This window comes from Kitasatospora saccharophila, from assembly GCF_039529925.1.
Taxonomy (GTDB): domain Bacteria; phylum Actinomycetota; class Actinomycetes; order Streptomycetales; family Streptomycetaceae; genus Kitasatospora; species Kitasatospora saccharophila.
The window spans coordinates 52335-75910 of record NZ_BAAANS010000038.1 but is presented as its reverse complement, the minus strand read 5'-3'; the positions used below and the strand labels follow the sequence as shown (position 1 = coordinate 75910).

Below are 23576 nucleotides of genomic sequence, written 5' to 3'. Positions count from 1 at the left end.
GGCCACGCGCGCTGGGCGCGGAACCGGAGGCGCGGGGAACCGCGGGCGGCGGGGACGGGCGTCAGCGGGATCGCGGCACGGACGGTGGGTTGCCGCCGCTCCGCGATCCCGCTGTGCGCGCGCCTGCCGGAGCGCGGCGCCTACGCGTGGCCGAGTTCCTCGGCCGGGGCGTCCGGTTCGACCGAGCCGGAGGTGCGGTCGGGGTGCAGCGGGAGGGGTTCGACGACGGTCTCGTCGAGGATGAGTTCGCTGGGGACGGGCGGGGCGGGCAGCACGGCGGCCTCGGAGTGCGCGCCGCAGCCGTAGGCGAGCGAGACGACCTGGCCGTCGGCGGGCCCGAACTCGTTGCCGCAGACGCCGAACGCCTGGCCGAGCGAGCCGCCGATCGGGACCAGGAAGCCGCAGGTGTCGCAGGAGGCGGGGGCGGACTGCGCCATCGGGGTCTGCGGGCCGTACGCGGTCTCCCAGCGTTCGGCGGCCTGGTGCAGGCCGCGCCGGGACAGCACGCGGGGGCGGCCGAGTCCGAGCTCCTCGGCGATCGCGCCGATCGCGGCGCGGGCGGGCGCCGGCTGGACGTCCTCGGCGGTGGCGTCCTCGTCCTCGGCGGCCTCGGCGAGCGCCGAGTTGGGGGCGATCTCGTCCTCGCCGGTCCAGCCGGGTTCGAGGCGCAGGTCGTCGGCGCCGGTGGGCAGCAGGTCGCCGGGGCCGAGGTCGCCGGGGCGCAGGCGCTCGCTCCACGGGACCCACTGCGGGGCGAGGACGGCGTCCGCTCCGGGGAGCAGGGCGACCTCGTCCAGGGTGACGTTCTTGGCGCGCGGGGCGCGGGCGACGGTCACCGCCCAGTGCCAGCCGCGGTAGGCCGGGTCGAGGCATTCGAAGGTGTGGGTGACGACGCGCTCGGCGTCCGCGCCCGCCTTCACGTGGGGGCCGACGACGGCCTCTCCGACGCTGTCCACCACTGCCTGACGGGCGAGGCCGACGGCCTCCGCACAGAGCCGGTCAGGGGTACGGCTTCGCATCGCAGCACTCACGGCGTCGGTTCTCTCCCAGTCCTGTCGTCCTGCGGCTCGCGGCGGCACCCGGTGGGCGGGGGCCCGCTCGGCCGCCGCTGCACCTCTCCGGGGCGGCCCCCGCGAGCACGGGGCCGGTCCATTCTGCTAGACCCGGGGCCGCTCCGTGGCCGGGCCGCGCCGCCCAGGTCGGCCACCCCCCTGCGGGAGGCCGGGCACGCGCGTAGTGCAGGCTACCCGCCGGTCGGCGGTACAGCACAGTCCGGGCCGTGGGGGCGGGCGCGCCGACGCCCGGACAATCACTCGTTAGGTCGGCGATTCTCGGGCAGGATGGGTGTGTGGCGGAGGAGAAACCGCCGCAGCACGGACCGCGTCCCGGGCCGTCCGAAGGCCGTTCCGGGGCGTCCGCCGTGTCGCGGCCGCACCCTGTGGCCCCCGGCGAGCCGGAGGCGGGCGAGGTGCGCCCGACGGACGGTCAGGAGCGTTCCGGGGAGCCGCCGACGGTGCGGGCCCGCGGCTTCTGGGCCCGCGGCGCGTCGGCGGTGGGGGCGCGCACCGGCCGGGTCGTGCACGGGACGGGCCGCCGGATCCGGCGGGCGACGTCGGCGGAGGGCGCGGGCGAGTCGGGCCTGGCGAAGCTGATCGAGCTGCACGCGCTGAACTCGTTCGGCGACATGCTGATCACGGTGGCGCTGGCGTCCACCATCTTCTTCTCGGTGCCGACCGGCGAGGCCCGCGGCCGGGTCGCGCTGTACCTGCTGATCACGATGGCGCCGTTCGCGGTGCTCGCCCCGGTGATCGGCCCGCTGCTGGACCGGCTGCCCAACGGCCGCCGCTCGGCGATGGCGATGTCGATGCTGGCGCGGGCGGCGCTGGCCTGGGTGATGGCGGCGACGGTGACCGGCGGCGGGCTGGCGCTGTACCCGGAGGCGCTGGGCGTGCTGGTGGCGTCGAAGGCGTACGGGGTGGTGCGCAGCGTGGTGGTGCCGCGGCTGCTGCCCGCCCAGTTGTCGCTGGTGAAGGCGAACTCGCGGGTGACGCTGGCGGGTCTGCTGACCACGCTGGTGGCGGGCGGGGTGGGCGGACTGCTGCACCTGATCGGGCCGGGGTGGCCGCTGCGCGGGGCGTTCGTGGTGTTCGTGATCGGGACGCTGATGGCCTTCCACCTGCCGCACCAGGTGGATTCGGCGAAGGGCGAGCAGCGGGCGGAGCTGCTCTCGGAGCCGCAGGAGGCGCGCCCCAAGGGGGTGTTGCGGGCGGTCGGCCCCTCGGTGGTGATGGCGCTGCGCGGGGTGGCGGCGCTGCGCTGGCTGGTCGGGTTCCTGGTGATGTTCCTGGCGTTCCTGATCCGCCGGGAGCCGCCGGGCGGCCTGCCGGGGACGGTGGCGCTGGGGCTGGTCGCGGCGGCGGCGGGGCTGGGCAACGCGCTGGGGTCGGTGCTGGGGTCGTGGCTGCGCACCCGCGGCTCGGAGGTGCTGGTGACCTCGGTGCTGGCGCTGGCGACGGTGGCGGCGGCCGCGGCGGCGCTCTGGTACGGGGTGGTGACGGTGACGGCGGTGGCGGCCGTCGCCGGGATGGCGGCGTCGCTGGGCAAGCTGGCGCTGGACGCGCTGATCCAGCGGGACGTGCCGGAGGCGGTGCGGACCTCGGCGTTCGCCCGGTCGGAGACGGTGCTGCAGCTGAGCTGGGTGGCGGGCGGCGCGGTGGGCATCTCGCTGCCGCTGAACGCGGTGCTGGGGCTGACGGTGGCGGCGTCGGTGATGACGGTGATGCTGCTGTGGACGTTCCGCTCGCTGCTGCGGGTCGGGCCGCGCCGGTCGGCGGCCCGGCCCCGGGTGGCCTGAGCGGCGGTCGGCCCGGGGCGGGGTGCGCCGCGCGGCCGGGGCGGGGTGCCCGGCGCGCCCGCGCACGGCGTAACCTCGGGCGACTCGGGCACCCCGGCGTCGTGTGATCACGGAAGGCGAGTAGCCTCTTGCGCATGAGCCTCAGCACCCGTGCCATCGCCGGTATCGCCGGCGTCGTCGTCGTCGGCGCCGCCTCCCTCGGTACCGGTATCTACTGGGCGAACGACGCCGGCAAGCCCCGTGAGAACGTGGCGACGATGGTGGTCGGCACCTCCAGCACCACCGCGGCCCCCTTCTGCTACAACGACGGCAAGCCGCTCGACAACGACGCCCTCAGCGCCTGCCTGGAGGGGATCAAGCAGGCCCGCAAGGACGGCAAGCTCCCCGAGCTGGACGTCCGGGCCAGCGACCAGATCGGCGTCGGGGTGCCCAAGGACCTGGCGAAGAAGGGCTGGTTCGCGCTGACCAACGGCGGCTCCGGCGGCCAGACGGCGCTGGCCGGCGGTGCGCAGGGCGAGGTCGTCACCGGGGTCACCTACTCCGGTTCGAAGAGCGCCGGCCCGCTGATGTCCTCCAACGACGTGACCTCGGTGACGGTGGTCTCGCAGGACAAGACGTCCCAGGAGTACTACGCGGTCTGGGCCTTCGACCTGAAGAACAAGAACAGCTGACGCTCCGGTCGATGACCGTCGAGCGCACCGACGAGCAGTCCGGCCCCGCGGCCGGGCTGCTCGTCGTCGTCGCCGTGGAGGCGGAGGCCGAGGCGGTGCGGCGCGGGCTGGGCCCGGGCTCGGGGGCCGGGGTGCTGGCCGCCGGGGTCGGCCCGGCGGCCGCGGCGGCGGGGACGGCGGTGGCGCTGGCCCGCGGCCGGTACCGGCTGGTGCTGTCGGCGGGCATCGCGGGCGGTTTCGCGCCCGCCGCGCCGCTCGGCTCGCTGGTGGTGGCGGACGCCGTGGTGGCGGCCGACCTGGGCGCCGAGACGCCGGACGGCTTCGCGGACGTCACCGAGCTGGGCTTCGGCGCGGTGCGGCACCCGGTGCCGCCGGGCCTGGTCGCGGCCCTCGCGGGGGCCTGCGGCGGGGCGGTCGGCGAGGTGCTGACGGTGTCCACGGTGACCGGTTCGGCGGAGCGCGCCGGGGCGCTGAGGAAGCGTCACCCGCGGGCGCTGGCCGAGGCGATGGAGGGTTTCGGGACGGCCGAGGCGGCCGCCCGGTTCGGGCTCGCGGCCGGTGAGCTGCGGGCCGTGTCCAATGCCGTCGGGCCGCGCGACCGCGCGTCCTGGCGGATCGGCGAGGCGCTGGCGGCCCTGGAGCGGGCCTTCGCCGCGCTGCCGCCGCTGCCCCACCTGCTCAAGGAGGTCTGAGATGGCCGAGCCGCTCAGCGTCGCGTACTCGCCCTGCCCGAACGACACCTTCGTCTTCCACGCCTGGGCGCACGGCCTGGTGCCGGGCGCCGGCGCGCCCGAGGTCCGGTTCGCCGACATCGACGTCACCAACGGGCTGGCCGAGCGCGGCGAGCTGGACGTGCTGAAGATCTCCTACGGGCAGCTGCCCTGGGTGCTGGACGAGTACGCGCTGCTGCCCTGCGGCGGGGCGCTCGGCCGGGGCTGCGGGCCGCTGGTGCTGACGGCCGGGCCGCTGGAGGCGGCGGCGCTGTCCGGGCGGCGGGTCGCGGTGCCGAGCGAGCGCTCGACGGCGTACCTGCTGTTCCGGCTGTGGGCGGCGCGGGCGGTGCCGGGCGGGTTCGGCGAGATCGTGGTGCTGCCGTTCCACGAGATCATGCCGGCCGTGCGGGCGGGCGAGGTGGACGCCGGACTGGTGATCCACGAGGCCCGGTTCACGTACCGGCAGTACGGGCTGCACTGCCTGGCCGACATGGGCGAGGCGTGGGAGGCGGCCACCGGGCTGCCGATCCCGCTGGGCGCGATCGTGGCCCGGCGCTCGCTGGGCGCCGAGCGGCTGCGCGAACTGGCCGACACCGTGCGGCAGTCGGTGCGGGCGGCCTGGGCGGACCCGGCGGCCTCCCGGGAGTACGTGCTGGCGCACGCCCAGGAGATGGACCCGGCCGTCGCCGAGCAGCACATCGGGCTGTACGTCAACGAGTTCACCGCGGACCTCGGCGAGGACGGCTACGCGGCGGTGCGCGGCCTGCTCACCCGGGCCGCCGAGCAGGGACTCGTCCCCGCCGTCGACCCGGGCGCGCTGGCCTTCCCCTGAGCGGTCGTCAGGGCGGGGCTCAGACGTCGAACTGGTCCGCGATGGCGCGCAGCACCATCGCGATCTTCTGGCCCTCCGGCTTGCTCGGGTAGCGGCCGCGCTGCAGACCCGGCAGGACGCTGTCCAGCTTGGTGATCAGGTCCTGGACGATCGGGGCCATGTCGTCGGCGCTCTTGCGCTGGGCGGCGGCCACCGAGGGCAGCGCGTCGAGCAGTTGGACGCTCATCGCCTGGTCACCGCGGTGACCGGCGGCGACGCCGAACTCGACGCGCTGGCCCGGCCGCAGCGTGGTGACGCCCGCGGGCAGCGCCTTGGTGTGGACGAAGACCTCGCCGCCGTCGTCGCGCGACAGGAAGCCGTAACCCTTCGTCTCGTTGAACCACTTGACCTGGCCGGTGGGCATCTCGAACAGTCCTCGGTATCGGGTGCGTGCGGCCCCGTCGGGCCGCGGGTGGACGTGCGGACGGGCGCCCCGAGCGGGCGGCCGGTTTCGCTCAGTGGAGCAATGATCCCTCAGCGTTCAGCGGAACGGCGAAGGGATTCCGGACCGGGGCGCGGCCGTGCCTCGCGCCTGCTGCGCCGTCCACTGGCTCACACCCCCGATCGGTGACGGGCGGGCGTTCGTGGACCATCCGTCAGGTCCGCCCGCGCGATGGCTGCATACCCGGGGGCGGCGAGGGTCGAAACTCCTTGCGCGCACGGAGTTGCGCGCTGTGACGCGCGGCCGGTCAGGCGGGGTCGGTCAGGTGGTCGGAGAGCCAGCCGAGCGAGGCCGGGAGCATCCGGGACCAGGTGGTGAAGTTGTGCCCGCCGCTGTCCAGGGTGATCGCGGAGACCTTGGTCGCGGTGCCCCTGGCGGCGGCCCGGAACCGCTCGGTCTGCTCCTGGTAGTCGCCGTCGCCCTCCCGGCTGCCGCCGACCAGCAGCGCGGTGGCGGGGGCGGGCAGGTGGGTCAGGCGCCAGTCCAGGTCGGCCTGCTCGCGGCGCTGCCCGTCGCCGCCGAACAGGTCTCCGGTGGTCGGGTCCTCGGCGGCCCGGTAGTAGCCGGACAGCGACACCGCGGCGGCGAACACGTCGGGGTGACGCATCGCCAGCTTCAGCGCGCAGTAGCCGCCGGTGGAGTTGCCGATCACGCCGAGGGAGCCGGGCCCGGACGCGATCCGGTAGGAGGCGCGCAGCGCGGCGGGCACGTCGGCGCTGAAGTACCGGTCGGTCTGCGGGCCGCCCGGCACGTCCTCGCACTCGGTGTCCCGGGGCATCGCCGGGGAGGGCCGCATCAGCACCAACACGGTCGGCCGGGCCTTGCCCTGCTCGGTCAGCTTCAGCTGCACGGACGGGTAGTTGAGCTTGCCGACCAGGTTCTTCGCGTCGCCGGGGAAGCCGGTGATAGCGATCGCCGCCGGGAAGCGCTTGTCCTGGTAGCCGGGCTGGAAGTACTGCGGCGGCAGGTAGACGTAGCCCTCGGTGGACAGGCCGGTGGACGCCCCGGGCAGCCGGACCTTCTCCAGCCGGCCGACCTGCTCGGGGGCGCGGCCGGTGGCGCCGGTGTCGCGGACGTTCTCGGTGGACAGCCGCTGGACGCCCGGGTCGCGGCCGAGCAGCTGGTTCTGAATGGTCACCGGGCCGTCCTCGCCGGTGCCCAGCAGGTCGTCCCAGCTGCTGTAGAAGGCGAAGTAGTCGTTGGCCAGCAGGGCGAGCGTGCAGAGCACCGCCAGCTGGGTGCCGACGACGGTGCCGAGCCGGCCCAGCACCGGCCGCCAGCCGCGCCCGGCCAGTCGGGGCCAGAGCAGGACGGTGCCCGCCACCGTCAGCACCGACAGCAGTGCCGACAGCGCCAGCACCTTGTGACTGGTCAGTCCCATCCCGCCGCCCGCCCCGCTCGTCCGTCGCCGTTCCCGTTCCGGTCATCAGCATGCCTGAGTGATTCCTGGGAATCCTGAGCGTTCAGTCGGAGCGCGCGTCGCCGCGCCCCCGCCGATCGGAGGGGGCGGGCGGTGGGAGAATCGGGGGGAGCGACCCGCGCGAAGGAGTGGTGAGAGTGAGCGACCGGCCCGACAGCCCGGGAGACCTCCTGGTCCGCGTCGGCGGCATCGTGTTCGGACTGGGGATGCTGTCCGTCGTCGCGGTCTTCGTGCCGTACGTCTTCGACCTGACCCGGCTGCCGTCCTTCGCGTACTGGCTGGCGATGCTGATGCCGCTGGGCCTGCTGGTGGCGCTGTCCGGCCTGTTCGCCGACGCCCGGGCGGGCGCCCGGCGGCGGCGCGCGAAGCGGGCCGCCGCCGCGGGCTGAACCAGCGGCCCCGGCGGGCGCCGCCCGGCGGACGCTCGGCACAAGCCCTCAGCAGGCCCTCGGCGGGGGCTCAGCAGGCCCTCGGCGGGGGCTCAGCAGGCCCTCGGCGGGGGCTCAGCGGGCCATCGGCGGCGCTAGCGGGCCAGGTGCCCGGCCAGCCAGGCGGGGAACTCGGTGAGGTCGCGCAGCACGGCGTCCGCACCGGCTGCGGCGAGCTCGGCCGGGCCGTACGGGCCGGTGGCCACCCCGACCGCGACGGCGTCGGCCGCCCGGGCGCCGCGGATGTCGCCCAGGTGGTCGCCGACGTAGACGTCCGCGCCGTGCGCGCGCAGCGCCTCGCCCTTGGTCTCCGCCCACAGGTCGCCGACCAGCGCGTCCACCTCCAGGCCGAAGCCGTCCAGGTGGCGGCGGGCGTTCGGCTCCCACTTGCCGGTGATCACCAGCACCCGGCCGCCCGCCGCCCGGACGGCGGCCACCGCGGCCAGCGCCCCGGGCAGCTCCAGCGTCGGCGCGAGGGCGTGCTCGACGTACAGCTCGCGGTAGCGCTCCACGACGGCGTCCAGGCGCTCCGGCGGGAACCAGTTGGCGAGCTCCTGCGCCAGCGGCGGCCCGAGTCGGCTGACCACCAGGTCGGAGTCGATGACGGTGCCGGTCTCGGCGGCCAGCACGTCGTAGGTGGCCTTGATGCCGGGGCGGGTGTCGAGGAGCGTCATGTCGAGGTCGAAACCGACGGTGAGAGCCATGCCGCCAGCCTAGCCAGCGGGGTTTCCGGCCGGAAAAGCCGGGGGCAAAACCGCATTGCGGACATACTTGCCCGTACCGCCCGCCGCCACCGCCCCCACCGCCCCCACCGCCCGTCCGACCGCCGCCGGAGGTCCCAGGTGCCACCCCCGCTCTCCCGCCGGGCCGCCCTCGCCGGGCTCGGCGCCGTCCTGCTCACCGGCTGCGGACCGGAGGTGCTGCCCGCCGGGCCGCCGCCGTCCGGCACCGCCGCCGGGAGCCCGCAGCCCAGCCCCAGCCCCAGCCCGCGCCCGGACGTCACGGTGGCCTCGGCGGACGGGCCGGTCACCGTGCCCGGCGGGGTCCGGCGGGTGGTCGTGCTGGACACCGCCGAGCTGGACTCCGCGATGACGCTGGGCATCACCCCCGTCGGCGCCGCCAAGGCCCCGCTGGACGCCGGACCGCCCGCCTACTGGCCCGCCTCCCGGCTGGCCGAGGTCGCCGTGGTCGGCGACATCGGGGCCGCCCCCGACACGGCGGCGATCGCCGCCCTGCGCCCGCAGCTGATCCTCACCAACCTGGCCCGGGACGCCGACCACACCGGGGCGCTGCGCGCGGTCGCCCCGACCGTCGTCACCCGGACCACCGGCGCGCCCTGGAAGGAGGACTTCCAGCTGCACGCCGCCGCCCTGGACCGGCGCGAGCAGGCCGCCGCCGCGGTCGCCGCGTACGGGCGGCACGTCGACCAGGCCCGGGCCGCGCTGGCCTCGGCCGGGGCCGCCGGGCAGCGGATCAGCCTGGTCCGGTTCGTCGAGGGCTCGCCCGCCGTCCGGGTCTACGCCCGGCAGAACTTCCCCGGCAGCGTCCTGTCCGACCTCGGCCTGCCCCGCCCGGACGCGCAGAACGCCGACCGGTTCGACCTCGGGACCACCCCCGACCAGCTCGCCGCCGCCGACGGCGACCTGCTGCTGTACGCCGGCTACGGCGACCCGGGCCGCAACGGCCTGACCGCCACCCTCGCCTCCCCCGGCTGGCACGCCCTGGGCGCCGTCCGCGCGCACCGCGCCTTCCCGGTCGACGACCAGCTGTGGTTCCAGGGCATCGGCTACACCGGCGCGCACTTCCTGATCGCCGAACTCCTGTACGTCCTCGGCGCGGACTGAGCCCGGCCCGGTCAGTCCTTGCGGCGGCGCAGCGTCACCACCAGCACGAACAGCGCCGTCAGCAGCGCCGCCGCCCGCAGCACGCCCGGCGCGGCCGCCCAGGTGGTCGCGCCCGCGTCCGTGCCGGGGGTCAGCGGGCTGCCCCAACGGCCCTTCTCCCGGCCCCAGTTCCACACCGTCAGACCGGTCACCGTGATCAGCGGGATGCCCAGCACGGCGAACTTCTTCACCAGGTCGGTCCAGCCCCGGGACAGGTACGCCACCGCCCAGCCGAGCAGCATCACCAGCAGCGTGCCGGTCACCGCCCCGCCCAGCAGCAGCGCCGCCCCGAGCAGCAGCAGCGGCGCGGGCTTCCGGGACCCCGCCGCCGCGGGCACCGGCGCCGACGGGGCGTCAGCGGCCGTCTTCGGCTTGCCGAACAGCACCGCCCGGACGATCCGGCCCGCCCCCGGCCGCGGCTTCCCGGGGTCGGGCGCCGCCTCCTCCGCCTCCGGCTCGGGCTCGGGCTCGGGCTCGGCTTGCGGCTCCGGCGCGGGCTCGGCGCCGGGCAGGTCGAAGTACCTGGTGGTCCAGCCGGGTTGGTCACTGCCGAAGCCCGGGGCGTCCAGGTCCTCCGTGTACGCGAAGACCTGATCGACCTCGGCCGGGGAGGACATCGCCGGGGCGGGTGCCGCCGGGCCCGGGGCCGGGGCCGCCGGGGCGGACTTCTCCAGGGTGGGCTTCGCCGGTGGCGGCACCGCGGGGGGCGCCGCCGGGGCCGGAGGCTGTGCGGGGGGCGCGGGGGGCTGTGCGGGGGCCGGTGGCTGTGCGGGCGCCGGGGGCGCCGCCGGGCGTGCCGGGGCGCCGGGGGCGGTGTCCGGTGAGTCCACCGCCTGCCGGGGCAGGTACACGCTGTCCCCGCCCTCCGCACCGTCCGCCGGTCCGCCCTCGCGCCACCAGGAGCCGCCCGCCATCGCCCCGCCACCCGCCCTCACGTCCACGAACCCGCCCACCGAGACGGTACCCACCCGCACCCTCCCGAAGCGAGCCCCGTCCGGCTCCGGCAGAGTGCCCGCCATGCGAACGACTCCCTGGGACGAGGTCGGTCCGGGCCGCCTGTTCCCCCACCTCGACGACCCGTCAGCCCTGCTGCCGCCGCTGCGCGCCGCCGCCGGCTCCCTGCGCGACTTCGCCGAACGCTTCGGCGGCGACTGGCAGTTGAGCTGGCACGAACTGCCCGCCGGGCCCTGCGGGCCGGCCGGGTACGCGGAGGGGCCCGGCATGTGGTGCGAGGCCGAACTGGACGCCCCCCGCGACCCGCTCGAATGGCACCCGCTGCCCGGGCCGCCCTGGGAGCTCTCGGTCCGGACCGCCGTGCGCTGCGCGGCACCCGTCGACTGCGGGTCGCACCGCGTCCACGAACTCCCCGAGCGCGCCTTCGACGACCCGGTGGCCGCCGTCACCGCGCTCGCCGAGGGCGTCCGGTGGGCCGTGGAACGCGCCCTCGCCGCACCGCCCGACAGCTGGGCCCGGCACGCCCGGCGCTGCTGAGCGGACGCCCCCGGCACCGCCCGACGGCCTGCCCGACCCTGCCCGGCGGCACCCTCCGCACTGCCCGGCGGGCACCGGTTCACCCCGAGTTCCGCCGCCGTTCTGGGCCGCGACCGGAGGCGTTGACTAGTCTGGACCGGATGACCGCACCGCAGAGCGCGCCGCGCGCCACCCGCGCCACCGCCCCCCGCACCCTGGCCGAGGAACTCCGCGGCCGGGGGGACGAGGCCGTCGCCGCGCTGCTCCGGGCCCGCCCGGACCTGCTGAACCCGGTGCCGACCGACCTCACCCAGCTGTCCGCACGGCTCTCCAGCCGGGCGTCCGTGCTGCGCGCCCTGGAACGGCTCGACCGGTTCACCCTGCAGGTCGCCGAGGCGCTCGCCGCCGCCCCCGAGGGCGCCTCCGAGGCCGCGGTGCGCGGCCTGCTGACCGGGCCCGCCCGGGTCAAGCCGCACCCCGGCGCCGAGCCCGTCGACCGGGCCGCCGTCACCGCCGCCCTCCCCGCCGCGCTCGACCGGCTGCGCGAGCAGGCCCTGCTGTGGGGCCCGGACTCCGCGCTGCGCCTGGTGCTGGCCGTCCGCGAGGCGCTCGCCCCCAGCGCGCTCAACCCGGGCCGGACCGGTCTCGGCCCGACCTTCGCCGAGGCCACCGCCGGCATGTCGCCCGCCCGGCTGCAGCAGCTGCTGGCCGGCACCGGCCTGCCGCCCACCCCCGACCCGGTCACCGCCGTCGCCGCGCTCACCGCCCTGCTCGGCGACCGCAAGCGGCTGGGCGCGCTGCTCGACCAGGCCCCGCCCGCCGCCCTCGGCCTGCTGGAGCGCCTGGTCTGGGGGCCGCCCACCGGCACCGTGCCGGACGCCGCCCGGCAGGTCACCGCCGAGGAGGCCCGCAGCCCGGTCGAGTGGCTGCTCGCCCGCGGCCTGCTGCTGCCCTCCAGCCCCACCTCCGTGGTGCTGCCCCGCGAGCTCGCCCTGCACCTGCGCGGCGGCCGCACCCACCGCACCGTCGACCCGGCGCCGCCCGCCGTCGCCCCGGTCGTCGAACGCGACCCGGCCGGCACCGACCGCACCGCCGCCGGGCAGGCCGGCACCGCCGTCCGCACCGTCGAGGAACTGCTGGAGTCCTGGAGCCTCACCCCGCCGCCCACCCTGCGGGCCGGCGGCCTGGGCGTGCGCGACCTCAAGCGCGCCGCCGCCCTGCTGGAGGGCTCCGAGGCGGACGCCGCGTTCTGGATCGAACTCGCCCACACCGCGGGCCTGCTGGCCCCCGACGGCGAGGTCGACGAGGTCTGGGCCCCGACCCCCGCGTACGACGCCTGGCTCCAGCAGGACACCGCCGAACGCTGGACGCTGCTCGCCCGCGCCTGGCTCGCCGCCACCCGGATCGGCCGGCTCACCGGCACCCCCGACGGCAAGGGCCGCCCGCGCGCCGCGCTCGGCCCCGAGCTCGACCGCACCCTGGCCCCGTCCGTGCGCCGCGCCGCGCTGACCCGGCTGGCCGAGCTACCGCCCGGCACCGCCGCGTCCGCGGACGCCCTGCTGCCCGCCCTGCGCTGGCACCGACCGCTGCGCGGCGGGCCCGCCGGCCCCGACGGCCGCGACCTGCGCGACCAGCTCACCGACTGGACGCTGCACGAGGCCGAACTGCTCGGCGTCACCGGGCGCGGCGCCCTCGCCTCCCCCGCCCGCGCGCTGCTCGACGGCGCCGACCCGGCGCCCGTGCTGGCCCCGCTGCTGCCCGAGCCGCTCGACCACGTCATCCTGCAGCCGGACCTGACCGCGATCGCCCCCGGCCCGCTGCTCACCCCGCTCGCCCAGGCGCTCGCGCTGGCCGCCGACATCGAGTCCAAGGGCGGCGCGACCGTCTACCGCTTCACCCCCGACTCGGTCCGCCGCGCCCTCGACGCCGGGCGCACCGCCGCCGACCTGCAGGCGTTCCTGGCCCAGCACTCCCGCACGCCCGTCCCGCAGCCGCTCGCCTACCTGATCGACGACGTGGCCCGCCGGCACGGCATCCTGCGGGTCGGCGCGGCCTCCTCCTACCTGCGCTGCGACGACCCCCGGCTGCTCGGCGAGGTGCTCGCCGACCGGCGCGCCGCCGAACTGCGGCTGCGGCTGCTCGCCCCCACCGTGCTCGCCGCCCAGGCCGGGCCGGAGACGCTGCTCGCCGTGCTGCGCACCATGGGCTACGCGCCCGCCGCGGAGTCCGCCGAGGGCGACGTGGTCATCACCCGCCCCGACAGCCGCCGCACCCCGCCGCGCACCGCGCCGCTGCCCGTCCCCGACGGCCCGGCCCGCCCCGACGACGCCCTGCTGGCCGCCGCCGTCCGGGCCATCCGGGCCGGCGACCGGGCCGCGACCGCCGTCCGCAAGGACGCCGTGGCCGGGCCCGCCGCGCACAGCGCCGTGCCGCGCACGGCCGCCGCCGACACGCTGGCCGCCCTGCAGACCGCCGTGCTGCTCGGCGAGCGGATGTGGATCGGCTACATCAACGCGGAAGGGCTCTCCTCCCAGCGCGTCATCGACCCGGTGAAGGTCGAGGGCGGCTTCGTCACCGCCCACGACCACCTCTCCGACGGGGTGCGCACCTTCGCGCTGCACCGGATCACCGGCGTCGCCGAGGTCGAGGAGTAGCCGCCGGGGCGCGCCCCCTCGCCCCGGCCCCGCTCCGGCCTACTTGCCCGCGTGCTGCTTCGCGTCCTCTTCGGCCTTCTGCTTCTTCGCCTCGTCCACGATCGCGTGCGGGTCCGGCATCTTCGGCTCGACGCCCGTCAGCAGGCCGGTGCCGGTGAAGGCGACGGTGCCGATCAGGCCGCCGGGCTGGCCGATGTCGGCGACCTGGTCGAGGGCCATGGCCTCGGTGTCGGCGGCGTGGGCGGGCGCCGCCCCGAGGGCGGTGGCGAGGGCCGCGCCGGAGAGCGCCAGGCCGGCCAGGAATCGGTTGGGCTTGATCATGCCCTGCCCAACGAGCGAGCCCGGCCCGGGTCACTGCCGCGACGCCCCCGCTTCCGCCGCGCGCCCCCGCAGCCCCGGCCGCCCCGGACCACCGCCCCGACCGCCGGGCCGATGCGGCACACTGGAGGTTTGGCCCGCGCGGAAGGGGATGCACAGGCGTGGACGGACCGCTGATCGTGCAAGCGATCAAGCCTGATGCGCATATTAGCGGCTGATCTGCTGCCGGTGCGGCTGTCCCGCCCGACCGTCCGTCAGGTCGACGCCACCGGCGTGCCGCGTCCCCAGAGTTCTTCGGCGTGGTCGGTGAAGCGGGACCACATGCCGTCCTTCTCCTGCCCGCGCAGGTGCATCAGCGGGGAGTCGTGACCCACCAGCCGGGCCAGGTGCGGCGTGACCAGCGCGTCACGGTCGAACCGGAACACCGACAGGCTGACGTGGTTCATGGCGTCCTGCGGGGCCGAGAAGCGGGCTTCCAGGCCCTCCAGGGGTCCGAGTCGGGCCAGGTGCTCCAGGGTGATCCTGATGCGGGTGGAGACCGTCAGGGCCACGTCCTCGATCGTCTCCCGTTGCCGGGTCACCTCGCCGTCGGGGTCGCCCAGCAGGAACCGCACGCGGCACCCGGACTCCACCTTCCGCCGCAGGCCCTCGACCAGGTTGGGCTGTTCCAGCCACAGGAAGTAGTTGGTGTAACCGGCGAAGTAGAGGTCCGTCCGTGCGTCCTTGATCAGGTCCCCCCACACGGTGGAGGGGCAGGAGGACCGGTACGGGTAGCTGCGGATGATCTCCCGGTCCGGGCCGGTCTTGAGCGCGTCCCGAACTGCCTTCGGCCACAGCATCGTTGAGTCAACTCCCAGCGCCTCGGCGGCATCCTCGCGGTTGCGGGCGTGGGGGATCAGTCGGCTGTCGGACAGCCACCGCTCAACGGTCTTGCCCGACACCCCTACCCGGCCCGCCAACTGACGTGGTGAAAGGCCAGCGGCGGACATAGCCGATCGTAAGGCAGCGTTCAAGACTTCCCCCAGGGACGTTTGGACCTTTTCCGAACCTACTGCCGCGACGGCCCAACTGTCCTGCGTACGTGCCGGTTTCGTCCGATAGCGCACGCCAGTGTGGGCCCGGAAGCAGACCGAGCGGACGGAGGAGCGGCCCATGCCGACAGCATCCCGACAGCGTTACAGAGTGGTGCCCGTACCAGGAGAGCCCGGTGCGCCGGTCGTGGACCTCTGGGGCCTGGTCGACTGCGCCGATGCCGACAATCCCGTGGCCGGCACCGACGGCGAACCACTGGTGTTCCCGTTCTTCGGAGCCGCCGAGAGGTGGGCGGATGAGCACTCCTGAGCACTGGGAGCCCGGGGAGGGCAAGGAAGCCTACGACCGGCGCTCCGGACAGGCGGTGCGGGTGATCTCGGTGCACGCCTGCGGGGTGTTCGTCCGGCACCTGCGGGACGGGCGCGAAGGCATCACCGCACTGGAGGAGTTGGCCCCGCCGAAGCACACGGCGGAGGAGCGATGACGGAGGCGTACCGCCGGGCCTGGGAGGCGGCATCGCGGCTGGCAGTGCTGACGGGCGCGGAGGTACAGGTGACGGAAGTCCCCGAAGGGGTTCGCATCAGGCTTCCCGTGCACTCCGAAGACAGCGAGGTGGACCAACTCGAAGTGCTCTCCGTCCTGGGCCGGTCCGACCGCTACGGGCACCGGAGGTTCGCCGACGGCAGCGGGCACCTGTGGGCCCTATACCACCAGGACCACCCCTGACCGGCCGACCAAAAAACGGCGTGGCACCCAGGGGGCGTACGACGAGCCGGGGCCGGGATCGCGGAGCGGCATCGTGCCGAACTTCCGCAGTGCCCTTGCCTTCCTCACCCGGGTACGGGGAGAGCCGCCCACCCGCAGCAGGTGGACGGCTCTGTGTTGGCGCAGCGGTGCTACTCCCCGAGGTGGCGGTACAGGGTCGCACGGCTCACACCGAGCGCCTTGGCGATGGCCGTGACGCTCTCTCCGTTCGCCTGGCGGGCACGGGCGGCGGCGAGCTTGTCGGCGTCCAGCACGTTCGGCCGACCACCGGTACGGCCCTGCGCCTTGGCGGCGTCCAGACCGGCCCGGGTGCGATCCTTGATCAAGCTCCGCTCGAACTCCGCCATCGCGCCCACGACTTGGAGCATCAGGCGGCCGTCGGAGGTGTTCGGGTCGATGCTCGCCAGCGCACCTGTCAGCACCTTGAAACCGATGCCCCGGGCCGACAGCGCGTCCACCATCGTCACCAGGTCGATCAGCGACCGGGCGAAGCGGTCCAGCTTCCACACGCACAGGGTGTCGCCGGGGCGCAGGTAGTCCAGGACGGCCGACAGCTCCGGGCGGTCGGTGTTCTTCCCGCTGGCCTTGTCTGTGAAGATCCGGGAGCAGCCCGCTTCGGTCAGCGCGTCGTGCTGGAGCTGCGCCTCTTGGTCGTCGGTGGAGACTCGCGCGTAGCCGATCAGGTGTCCCGGGTTCTTCGCCATGACCCAACCGTCTCATAACTCGTCTCAAAACTGCAAGGGCTCTCAAGGGGTTTTGAGACGGGTTTTGGACGCCCTCAGGCCACCTCGGGGCCCGTTCGCCGACCGTCTCATAAACCATCGTTTCTGAGACGCCGGACCAGAGTGACCCTGCGTCACATGCTCACCGAAACAGTCCAATGGGCCACGTGAGAGTTTTCCCTCCCTGCCGCGCCACAGCGGAGCGCGAGGGAGGCACCCCCCTGGGGCCGCGCAAACGCCCGAGGTTGCGGGACCAGCGAACTCCCTCCCTGCCGATCACCCCCCAACGCGAAGGGGAGTACCCGCCTGCCCCGCGCCCCCGAAACCCGTACACAGCCCCACCTGCCATACGTCAGCGGTCACGGAGCCGGGACAGCGCGGGTACACCCCACCCGCCAGCCGGTCAGCGCTACGCCCCGCCAACCGTCATAGCCGCCGAGCTTGCGCCTGGCACCGAACCGCTTGTCCATCGCAGCGAACAGCAGGCGCTTGCCCGTCCGGCTCCCCAGCGCTCCGGCCAACACCGGTTCCGCCGCCGTGAACGCCTCCCACACCAGCGAGGTGCGCACGTGCTCGCTGCGCGGAGCGGGGACCAGGCGCGACACCCAGTCCGCCGGATCACGCATCGGAGCCCGGAAGGCATCGAACTGCGAAGCAAGCGACAGGAGTTGAGTCGCACGGGTATCCGTGGCCGACAGCATCTCGCCCGACACCGCCTCCATGGCCTCGATCTCCACCAGCTCCACGGTCATCGGCGGAACGTCGATCCCCGCAGCCTGACTGCGCAGCGCGGCGGCCTGGCGCAGCGCGTACGCATTCGCACCCGGGTCCGTGAAGGTGGTGCGCGCGTTCAGCTCGTAGTTCCTCGCGTCCCACTCCAGCTTGGCCTTCCGCTCGGCGAGCGTCATGGCTTCGTAGTTCTCGTACCGCAGCCATCCCGCCAGGTTCGCCAGCCACTCGCCCATGCCCCGGCGGATCAGCGGCAGGTCGCGCCACTCCCCGGCCGGCGTCTCCCATCGCGTCCCGCTCCAGGCGAACGGCACGGCCGGTGCCCCCTGCCATGAGGCCACGTGAGCGGCCGCTTCCCACGCCTGACGAGCGAGCGCGTCATTCATGTACTTGCCCAAGAGTCCCCCTTGAAAATGTGCAGTCACTTCACCCCCGCTGTCGTGCAAGAGGGGAGCCAAAGTGGACCAACAAGGACCGAATGCCAGTCTCCAAGTGACTCCCCGCTGTCCAGTAACAGCAGGTCAAGCCATGTTTAGGTGAAAAGAGAGGACAAAACAAACAAATAAAGTACTAGGGAGAACGGAAACGCGCTGTTCTCCGTCACCGCACCACCACCCGGCACAGAACGGCTGCACACCCGTCCACAAGTACGAAGAAGCCCCGCCCGACCACCAAGGGTCGAACGGGGCCGAACAGATCCCGACAGGACTACCAGTCCGCGTCTGCGGCTTCCCGCTGCACCTGCTCGCGGATCGCCTCTTCCACGTCCCTGCCCTCTGCGTCGGCACGCCGGATCTGTCCGTCCATGCCGAAGTGGACCGCCAGGCGGGACGTGTCGAGCCTGCGGCCGCCCTTCTTCGCCGGCGAGACCTCGACGTACGTCCCGGCGTTCAGCAGGAGGTCCCGCTTGCCCGCCGTGTCCGCCGCCTTCCACTGCTGTGCGTGCGTCAGCCCGGTCGGGACCGCCGTGACCCCGGCGGGCTTGGCGTGGCGCTGCTTGTCCTCCAGTGAGGCGATGCGCTCTTCGAGCTTGGCGTACTGCGCGGCGAAGCGGTTCGCGCCCTCCTCCCCCTTGAACAGGCCACGGTCGTACCGGTCCGCCTCCAGGTCGGCCAGTGCTTCCCGTGCCTGTCTGATCTGCGGCCGGAAGTCCTCTCCGGCCTGCTCGACCATCCGCACCACGGCAAGCCGACCGAACGCCTTGAGGAACTGCGCCTCCACGTGGTCCTCCATCGCCTCTCCGGCGATGCTCACGCCGTAGCAGTCGATCTGCTCGCCGCCCTGGCGCTTCTTCAGACGACCGATGCAGCGGTACCGGACACGTCCGCGCGCGACGAAGGTGTACATCCGGAAGCCGCACAGCGCGCAGTGCGCGACGCCGCGCAACAGCGATGTTCCCTCCCGCCGCCGGTCACCGGGGTTGGCGCGCCGCGTCAGTTCGTCCTGTAGGGCCTGCCAGGTGTCCATGTCGAGGATGGGTGTGCGGCTGACCAGCGGCAGGCCGTCCGTCCGCAGGATGGGCTTCCCGTCCTCGATCACCTGACCGAGCAACTGCGGGTTGGTGAGCAGGCTGCGCAGCGTGGTCGTGTACCACTTCTTCGAGTCGCTCCGCTTCCCGGTGGTCTGCCGTGAGCTGTGGCCGGGCGAGGGTACGCCCGCCTTCGTCAGGTCCGCCGCGACGGTCATCAGGGAGTCCTTGGCCAGGATGCGTTCCACGATCCCGTGGACCGTCCTGGCCTCCTCAGGGTTGACCTCCAGCACCTTGCCCGCACCGTCCGGGTTCGGGACGACTCGGTACCCGTACGGCACCCGTCCCCCGGTGTAGCGGCCTTCGCGGCGCAGGTGTTCATGGGCGCTGGAGACGCGCATCCCGATCGTGTCCGACTCAAGCTCCGCGAAGACGGCGATCACCTTCGCCATGGCGCGCCCCATGGACGACGTGAGGTCCAGCGGTTCGGTCGCCGACGCCAGCGCCACGCCCTGCGCCTCGGTGATCCGCATGATCTCGGCGAAGTCCACCGTGGAGCGCGCGAGACGGTCGATCTTGAAGAACACCACCACATCGAGCTCGGGTAGCCTCGAAAGAATGCGCTGGAGTCCCGGACGCTCCAGCCCGCGCGAGAAACCGGACACGTCGATGTCGTCCTCGACCATCACGACGGTCCATCCCCGGGCTTCGCACAGTGCCTCGCAGGCCGCCCGCTGACGCTCGGGGGAAGTGGTTTCCTCGGTCTCGCGCGATAGGCGAACATAGATGGCTGCGCGCATTCCGGGTGCGCTGGCCGGAACGCCCTTCCGGCGACGGGCACGGGGCATGGCCCGAGCAGTGGCAGTGGTTGTCTCTGTCACCTGGCGATCCTATCCACGGAGGTATGTGTGTCCTGCTTGATCGTCCAGAGCGACAAGACGCTGCTGTTGGAGATCGACCACCCGCGGGCGGCGGAGTGCCGGCGGGTGATCGCGCCGTTCGCCGAGCTGGAGCGGGCGCCGGAGCACGTACACACGTACCGGGTGACGCCGCTGGGGCTGTGGAACGCGCGGGCCGCGGGGCACGACGCGGAGCAGGTGGTGGACGCGCTGGTGGAGTACTCGCGCTACCCGGTGCCGCACGCCCTGCTGGTGGACGTCGCGGACACCATGGCGCGCTACGGGCGGTTGCAGCTGCAGAAGCACCCGGTGCACGGGCTGGTGCTGACCACCACCGACCGGCCGGTGCTGGAGGAGGTGCTGCGCTCGAAGAAGATCGTCCCGCTGGTGGGGGCCCGGATCGACCCGGACACCGTGGCGGTGCACCCATCGGAGCGCGGGCAGATCAAGCAGGTGCTGCTGAAGCTGGGCTGGCCGGCCGAGGACCACGCCGGGTACGTGGACGGCGAGGCGCACCCGATCGACCTGCGCGAGGACGGCTGGCAGCTGCGCCCGTACCAGCGGCACGCGGTGGACGGCTTCTGGCACGGCGGCTCGGGCGTGGTGGTGCTGCCCTGCGGCGCGGGCAAGACGCTGGTGGGCGCGGCGGCGATGGCGGAGGCCAAGTCGACCACGCTGATCCTGGTGACCAACACCGTCTCGGCCCGGCAGTGGAAGCACGAGCTGGTGAAGCGCACCTCGCTGACCGAGGACGAGATCGGCGAGTACAGCGGCACCCGCAAGGAGATCCGCCCGGTCACCATCGCCACGTACCAGGTGATGACGACCAAGCGGAAGGGCGTGTACGCGCACCTGGAGCTGTTCGACGCCCGCAACTGGGGCCTGGTGGTCTACGACGAGGTGCACCTGCTGCCCGCGCCGGTGTTCAAGTTCACCGCGGACCTGCAGGCCCGCCGCCGGCTCGGCCTGACCGCGACGCTGGTGCGCGAGGACGGCCGGGAGGGCGACGTGTTCTCGCTGATCGGCCCGAAGCGGTTCGACGCCCCGTGGAAGGAGATCGAGGCGCAGGGCTACATCGCGCCCGCCGACTGCTGCGAGGTGCGGGTGACGCTGACCGACTCCGAGCGGCTGGCGTACGCGACGGCCGAGCCGGAGGAGAAGTACCGGTTCTGCTCGACCACGGCGACCAAGCGCCGGGTGGTGGAGCGGCTGGTGGAGAAGCACGCGGGCGACCAGACCCTGGTGATCGGCCAGTACATCGACCAGCTGGACGAGCTGGGCGAGGTGCTGGACGCCCCGGTGATCAAGGGCGAGACCTCGAACGCGCAGCGGGAGAAGCTGTTCGAGGCGTTCCGGTCGAAGGAGATCAGCGTGCTGGTGGTCTCGAAGGTCGCGAACTTCTCGATCGACCTGCCGGAGGCCACCGTGGCGATCCAGGTCTCGGGCACCTTCGGCTCCCGCCAGGAGGAGGCCCAGCGGCTGGGCCGGGTGCTGCGCCCGAAGGCGGACGGGCACGCGGCGCACTTCTACTCGGTGGTCGCCCGGGACACCGTCGACCAGGACTTCGCGGCGCACCGCCAGCGCTTCCTGGCGGAGCAGGGCTACGCGTACCGGATCGTCGACGCGGACGACCTGTAGCCGACGTGGCGGTCGGTCAGAGCTTGACGCCGTCGCGCCCGAGGAACAGGACGCGCGCGGCGGTGTCGAGCACGATGCCGACGTTGCGGACGGCGTTGGCGACGGGGTGGCGGCGGCGCTCCTCGGCCGGGTGCGCGCCGTGGACGCGGGGGGCGCCCTTGGCCTGCGGGTTCACTCGTTCGGTGGTCATGTCTCCACGGTAGGTTCACGAACCGGGCGTACACATCAGCCGAAAGACCCGAGCCTGCGGTGGCGCGTCTCGTCCTGCGGGTGTACGGCCCCCCTACCCCGGCACCCGGGGAACCCGGAGGAAAAGGATTCGCCCCCGGGCGGCGGCGGGTCTAGGATCGTCCGTCTGCCCCTCCCGAACCGTGGTGCCGCCGACTCCGGCAGCCGTGGGAGTGCCGGCCGTTCGGCAACCGGCCGGTGTCCTTTCACCGTGAGCCCAGACGAGTCCGCCGCCCCCGTGCCGGGCGGCCGGGAAGGTCAGCCGTGCACTCCCCCGCCCCCACCGACGCACCCACCGAAGCGCCCGCCGCCGACCCCGGCCCGCTCGACCGCGAGCGCTCCCACCTGGCCGCCTCCCGGGCCGCGCTGAAGGCGATGCGCGAGGACGTCGAGGCGCTCGACCTGCGCGACGTCACCGGCACCTGGGTCTCCGCCCAGGTGCTGCAGAAGCAGGTCGACGAACGGATCAGGGCCCTCGCCGACCTCGCGCACACCCCGCTGTTCTTCGGCCGCCTGGACTACCTGCACGCGATCAGCGAGGCCGAGTCCGAGGGCGGCGGCGGCGAGCGCTTCTACATCGGCCGCCGCCACGTGCACGACGCCGGCGGCGACCCGATGGTGATCGACTGGCGCGCCCCGGTCTCCCAGCCGTTCTACCGGGCCAGCCGCACCGAGCCGATGGACGTCGCCAAGCGCCGCCGCTTCGGCTACACCGGCGGCGAGCTGACCGCCTACGAGGACGAGAACCTCTCCGACCCGGACGAGGCCGACAGCCGCTCGGCCCTGCTCGCCGCCGAGATCGAGAAGCCCCGCGTCGGCCCGATGCGCGACATCGTCGCCACCATCCAGCCCGAGCAGGACGAGATCGTCCGCGCCGACGTCACCGGCACCGTCTGCGTCCAGGGCGCCCCCGGCACCGGGAAGACCGCCGTCGGCCTGCACCGCGTCGCCTACCTGCTGTACGCGCACCGCGAGCGCCTGGCCCGCACCGGCACCCTGGTGGTCGGCCCGAACCGCTCCTTCCTGCAGTACATCGAGCAGGTGCTGCCCGCCCTCGGCGAGCTGGACGTCGCCCAGGCCACCGTGCAGGAACTCGTCGGCCACGTCGAGGTCCGCGGCACCGACAGCGCCGGCACCGCCCGGATCAAGGGCGACGCCCGGATGGCCCGGGTCCTGCGCAACGCCGTCCGGGCCGGGATCACCGTGCCCGGCGAGCCCTGCGTGGTCGTCCGCGGCTCCCGCCGCTGGCGCGTCCCCGCGTACGAACTCGAAGAGATCATCCGGGAGTTGGCGGGCCGGGAGATCCGCTACGGGGCCGCCCTGGAGGCCCTCCCGCAGCGCATCGCGCACGCCGTCCTGGTCAAGATGGAGCAGGGCGGCGAGGCCCCCGACGACCGGGTGCAGGACGCCGTCGCCCGCAACGCCGCGGTCAAGGCCACCGTCAAGGCGTGCTGGCCCGCCGTCGACCCGGTCAAGCTGGTGCACCGGCTGCTCAGCGACCCGGAGTTCCTCGCCACCGCCGCCGACGGCCTCCTCGACGCCGAGGAGCAGGCCGCCCTGCTCTGGGCCAAGCCCCCGCGCAGCGCCCGCACCGCGCCCTGGTCCGCCGCCGACGCCGTCCTGATCGACGAGGCCGCGGACCTGGTGCACCGCACCCCCTCGCTCGGCCACGTGGTCGTCGACGAGGCCCAGGACCTCTCCCCCATGCAGTACCGGGCCGTCGGCCGCCGCTGCACCACCGGCTCCGCGACCGTCCTCGGCGACCTCGCCCAGGGCACCACCCCGTGGGCCACCGGCAGCTGGCAGGAGGCCCTGCACCACCTCGGCAAGGACGGCGCGCACGTCGAGGAGCTCACCCAGGGCTTCCGCGTCCCCGGCGAGGTCATCGCCTACGCCTCCCGGCTCCTCCCCGCGATCGCCCCCGGCCTGGCCCCCGCCACCTCGGTCCGCGACCTGCCCGGCTCGCTCGTCCTGCGGCACGTCCCGGACGGGCTCGACGCCGCCGTCCTGGACGCCTGCCACGACGCCCTCCGGCACGAGGGCTCGGTCGGCCTGATCGCCGCGGACGCCCGGATCCCGGACCTCGCCGCGGCGCTCGGAGCCGCGGGGCTGCCCTTCCTCGCCCCGGGCACCGAGACCACCGCCGAGGCCCGCCTCACCCTCGTCCCGGCCTCCCTCGCCAAGGGCCTGGAGTACGACCACGTGGTCCTCGACGAACCCGCCGCGATCGTGGCCGGCGAACCCGACCACCGCACCGGCCTGCGCCGCCTCTACGTCTCCCTGACCCGCGCGGTCTCCGGCCTGACGGTCCTCCACGCGCAGCCGCTGCCGGCCGAGCTGGACTGAGCCGAGCCGAGCCGAGCCGCGGGAA

The 23576-nt window shown here is 74.4% G+C and carries 23 protein-coding genes and 1 pseudogene; 12 read left to right on the top strand and 12 right to left on the bottom strand.

Annotated elements, in window-relative coordinates; translation table 11 throughout:
- Positions 1–140: 140 nt before the first annotated feature.
- Positions 141–1019: a DUF3027 domain-containing protein gene (locus tag ABD345_RS25765; RefSeq protein WP_344555066.1), complete on the bottom strand. Its 879-nt coding sequence runs from the start codon at positions 1017–1019 to the stop codon at positions 141–143.
- 449 nt (positions 1020–1468) lie between these two features.
- Here ABD345_RS25765 and ABD345_RS25760 point away from each other — a divergent pair, with 449 nt between their 5' ends.
- The 4 genes from ABD345_RS25760 (at position 1469) to ABD345_RS25745 (ending at position 5070) form a co-directional block, all read left to right on the top strand.
- Entirely contained in the window at positions 1469–2854 is a 1386-nt protein-coding gene (locus ABD345_RS25760; protein ID WP_425556874.1) for an MFS transporter, read from the top strand.
- A gap of 134 nt (positions 2855–2988) precedes the next feature.
- Complete coding sequence (locus ABD345_RS25755; protein ID WP_344555064.1) at positions 2989–3525, top strand: hypothetical protein; 537 nt, start codon at positions 2989–2991, stop codon at positions 3523–3525.
- An 11-nt stretch (positions 3526–3536) separates the two neighbouring features.
- Positions 3537–4217 (top strand): futalosine hydrolase, encoded by a 681-nt coding sequence (locus ABD345_RS25750; protein WP_344555062.1) that lies wholly within the window; start codon positions 3537–3539, stop codon positions 4215–4217.
- 1 nt (position 4218) lies between these two features.
- Positions 4219–5070: a 1,4-dihydroxy-6-naphtoate synthase gene (locus tag ABD345_RS25745; protein ID WP_344555060.1), complete on the top strand. Its 852-nt coding sequence runs from the start codon at positions 4219–4221 to the stop codon at positions 5068–5070.
- Positions 5071–5089: 19 nt separating this feature from the next.
- On the opposite strand, the gene ABD345_RS25740 is transcribed toward ABD345_RS25745, so the two are convergent.
- Positions 5090–5473, bottom strand: coding sequence for a cold-shock protein (locus ABD345_RS25740; protein ID WP_033250546.1), 384 nt, complete (start codon positions 5471–5473; stop codon positions 5090–5092).
- A gap of 325 nt (positions 5474–5798) precedes the next feature.
- Positions 5799–6932, bottom strand: a complete 1134-nt coding sequence (locus ABD345_RS25735) for an alpha/beta hydrolase (RefSeq protein WP_344555057.1) — start codon at positions 6930–6932, stop codon at positions 5799–5801.
- 176 nt (positions 6933–7108) lie between these two features.
- Between ABD345_RS25735 and ABD345_RS25730 the strand changes: the two genes are divergently transcribed.
- Positions 7109–7360 carry a hypothetical protein gene (locus tag ABD345_RS25730; protein ID WP_344555056.1) on the top strand — a complete coding sequence of 84 codons (252 nt, stop codon included), beginning with the start codon at positions 7109–7111 and terminating at the stop codon, positions 7358–7360.
- 134 nt (positions 7361–7494) lie between these two features.
- Here the strand turns inward: ABD345_RS25730 and ABD345_RS25725 are convergent, their stop codons facing one another.
- A complete protein-coding gene (locus ABD345_RS25725; RefSeq protein ID WP_344555054.1) occupies positions 7495–8103 on the bottom strand; it encodes an HAD family hydrolase in 609 nt (202 codons plus the stop codon).
- A gap of 138 nt (positions 8104–8241) precedes the next feature.
- On the opposite strand from ABD345_RS25725, the gene ABD345_RS25720 reads away from it, so the two are divergent.
- A complete protein-coding gene (locus ABD345_RS25720) occupies positions 8242–9243 on the top strand; it encodes an ABC transporter substrate-binding protein (protein WP_344555052.1) in 1002 nt (333 codons plus the stop codon).
- A gap of 11 nt (positions 9244–9254) precedes the next feature.
- Here ABD345_RS25720 and ABD345_RS25715 read toward each other — a convergent pair whose 3' ends face one another.
- Positions 9255–10250: a hypothetical protein gene (locus ABD345_RS25715; RefSeq protein WP_344555050.1), complete on the bottom strand. Its 996-nt coding sequence runs from the start codon at positions 10248–10250 to the stop codon at positions 9255–9257.
- A gap of 49 nt (positions 10251–10299) precedes the next feature.
- On the opposite strand from ABD345_RS25715, the gene ABD345_RS25710 reads away from it, so the two are divergent.
- Both ABD345_RS25710 and ABD345_RS25705 read left to right on the top strand, forming a co-directional pair.
- Positions 10300–10773 (top strand): hypothetical protein, encoded by a 474-nt coding sequence (locus tag ABD345_RS25710; RefSeq protein ID WP_344555048.1) that lies wholly within the window; start codon positions 10300–10302, stop codon positions 10771–10773.
- Between the two features lie 140 nt (positions 10774–10913).
- The gene (locus ABD345_RS25705) at positions 10914–13406 is read left to right on the top strand and encodes a helicase-associated domain-containing protein (protein WP_344555047.1); all 2493 of its coding nucleotides are present in this window, start codon (positions 10914–10916) and stop codon (positions 13404–13406) included.
- A gap of 39 nt (positions 13407–13445) precedes the next feature.
- Here the strand turns inward: ABD345_RS25705 and ABD345_RS25700 are convergent, their stop codons facing one another.
- The 3 genes and pseudogenes from ABD345_RS25700 to ABD345_RS25690 form a co-directional block, all read right to left on the bottom strand.
- Positions 13446–13727 carry a hypothetical protein gene (locus tag ABD345_RS25700; RefSeq protein WP_030458111.1) on the bottom strand — a complete coding sequence of 94 codons (282 nt, stop codon included), beginning with the start codon at positions 13725–13727 and terminating at the stop codon, positions 13446–13448.
- Between the two features lie 251 nt (positions 13728–13978).
- Positions 13979–14563, bottom strand: a complete 585-nt coding sequence (locus ABD345_RS25695; RefSeq protein ID WP_344555081.1) for an XRE family transcriptional regulator — start codon at positions 14561–14563, stop codon at positions 13979–13981.
- A 63-nt stretch (positions 14564–14626) separates the two neighbouring features.
- A pseudogene (locus ABD345_RS25690) lies at positions 14627–14713 on the bottom strand (helix-turn-helix domain-containing protein); the annotation flags it as partial.
- A 338-nt stretch (positions 14714–15051) separates the two neighbouring features.
- Here ABD345_RS25690 and ABD345_RS25685 point away from each other — a divergent pair.
- Positions 15052–15240, top strand: a complete 189-nt coding sequence (locus ABD345_RS25685) for a hypothetical protein (RefSeq protein WP_344555044.1) — start codon at positions 15052–15054, stop codon at positions 15238–15240.
- A gap of 107 nt (positions 15241–15347) precedes the next feature.
- Entirely contained in the window at positions 15348–15482 is a 135-nt protein-coding gene (locus tag ABD345_RS25680; RefSeq protein WP_344555042.1) for a hypothetical protein, read from the top strand.
- A 170-nt stretch (positions 15483–15652) separates the two neighbouring features.
- On the opposite strand, the gene ABD345_RS25675 is transcribed toward ABD345_RS25680, so the two are convergent.
- The 3 genes from ABD345_RS25675 to ABD345_RS25665 form a co-directional block, all read right to left on the bottom strand.
- Positions 15653–16225 (bottom strand): recombinase family protein, encoded by a 573-nt coding sequence (locus ABD345_RS25675; RefSeq protein WP_344555040.1) that lies wholly within the window; start codon positions 16223–16225, stop codon positions 15653–15655.
- Between the two features lie 377 nt (positions 16226–16602).
- Positions 16603–17370, bottom strand: coding sequence for a hypothetical protein (locus ABD345_RS25670; RefSeq protein ID WP_344555038.1), 768 nt, complete (start codon positions 17368–17370; stop codon positions 16603–16605).
- A 310-nt stretch (positions 17371–17680) separates the two neighbouring features.
- Positions 17681–19240: a recombinase family protein gene (locus ABD345_RS25665; RefSeq protein WP_344555036.1), complete on the bottom strand. Its 1560-nt coding sequence runs from the start codon at positions 19238–19240 to the stop codon at positions 17681–17683.
- A gap of 108 nt (positions 19241–19348) precedes the next feature.
- On the opposite strand from ABD345_RS25665, the gene ABD345_RS25660 reads away from it, so the two are divergent.
- The gene (locus tag ABD345_RS25660; protein ID WP_344555034.1) at positions 19349–20977 is read left to right on the top strand and encodes a DNA repair helicase XPB; all 1629 of its coding nucleotides are present in this window, start codon (positions 19349–19351) and stop codon (positions 20975–20977) included.
- Between the two features lie 16 nt (positions 20978–20993).
- Here ABD345_RS25660 and ABD345_RS25655 read toward each other — a convergent pair whose 3' ends face one another.
- The gene (locus ABD345_RS25655; protein ID WP_344555032.1) at positions 20994–21167 is read right to left on the bottom strand and encodes a hypothetical protein; all 174 of its coding nucleotides are present in this window, start codon (positions 21165–21167) and stop codon (positions 20994–20996) included.
- A gap of 302 nt (positions 21168–21469) precedes the next feature.
- Here ABD345_RS25655 and ABD345_RS25650 point away from each other — a divergent pair, with 302 nt between their 5' ends.
- Complete coding sequence (locus tag ABD345_RS25650; RefSeq protein ID WP_344555030.1) at positions 21470–23551, top strand: HelD family protein; 2082 nt, start codon at positions 21470–21472, stop codon at positions 23549–23551.
- Positions 23552–23576 lie beyond the last annotated feature (25 nt).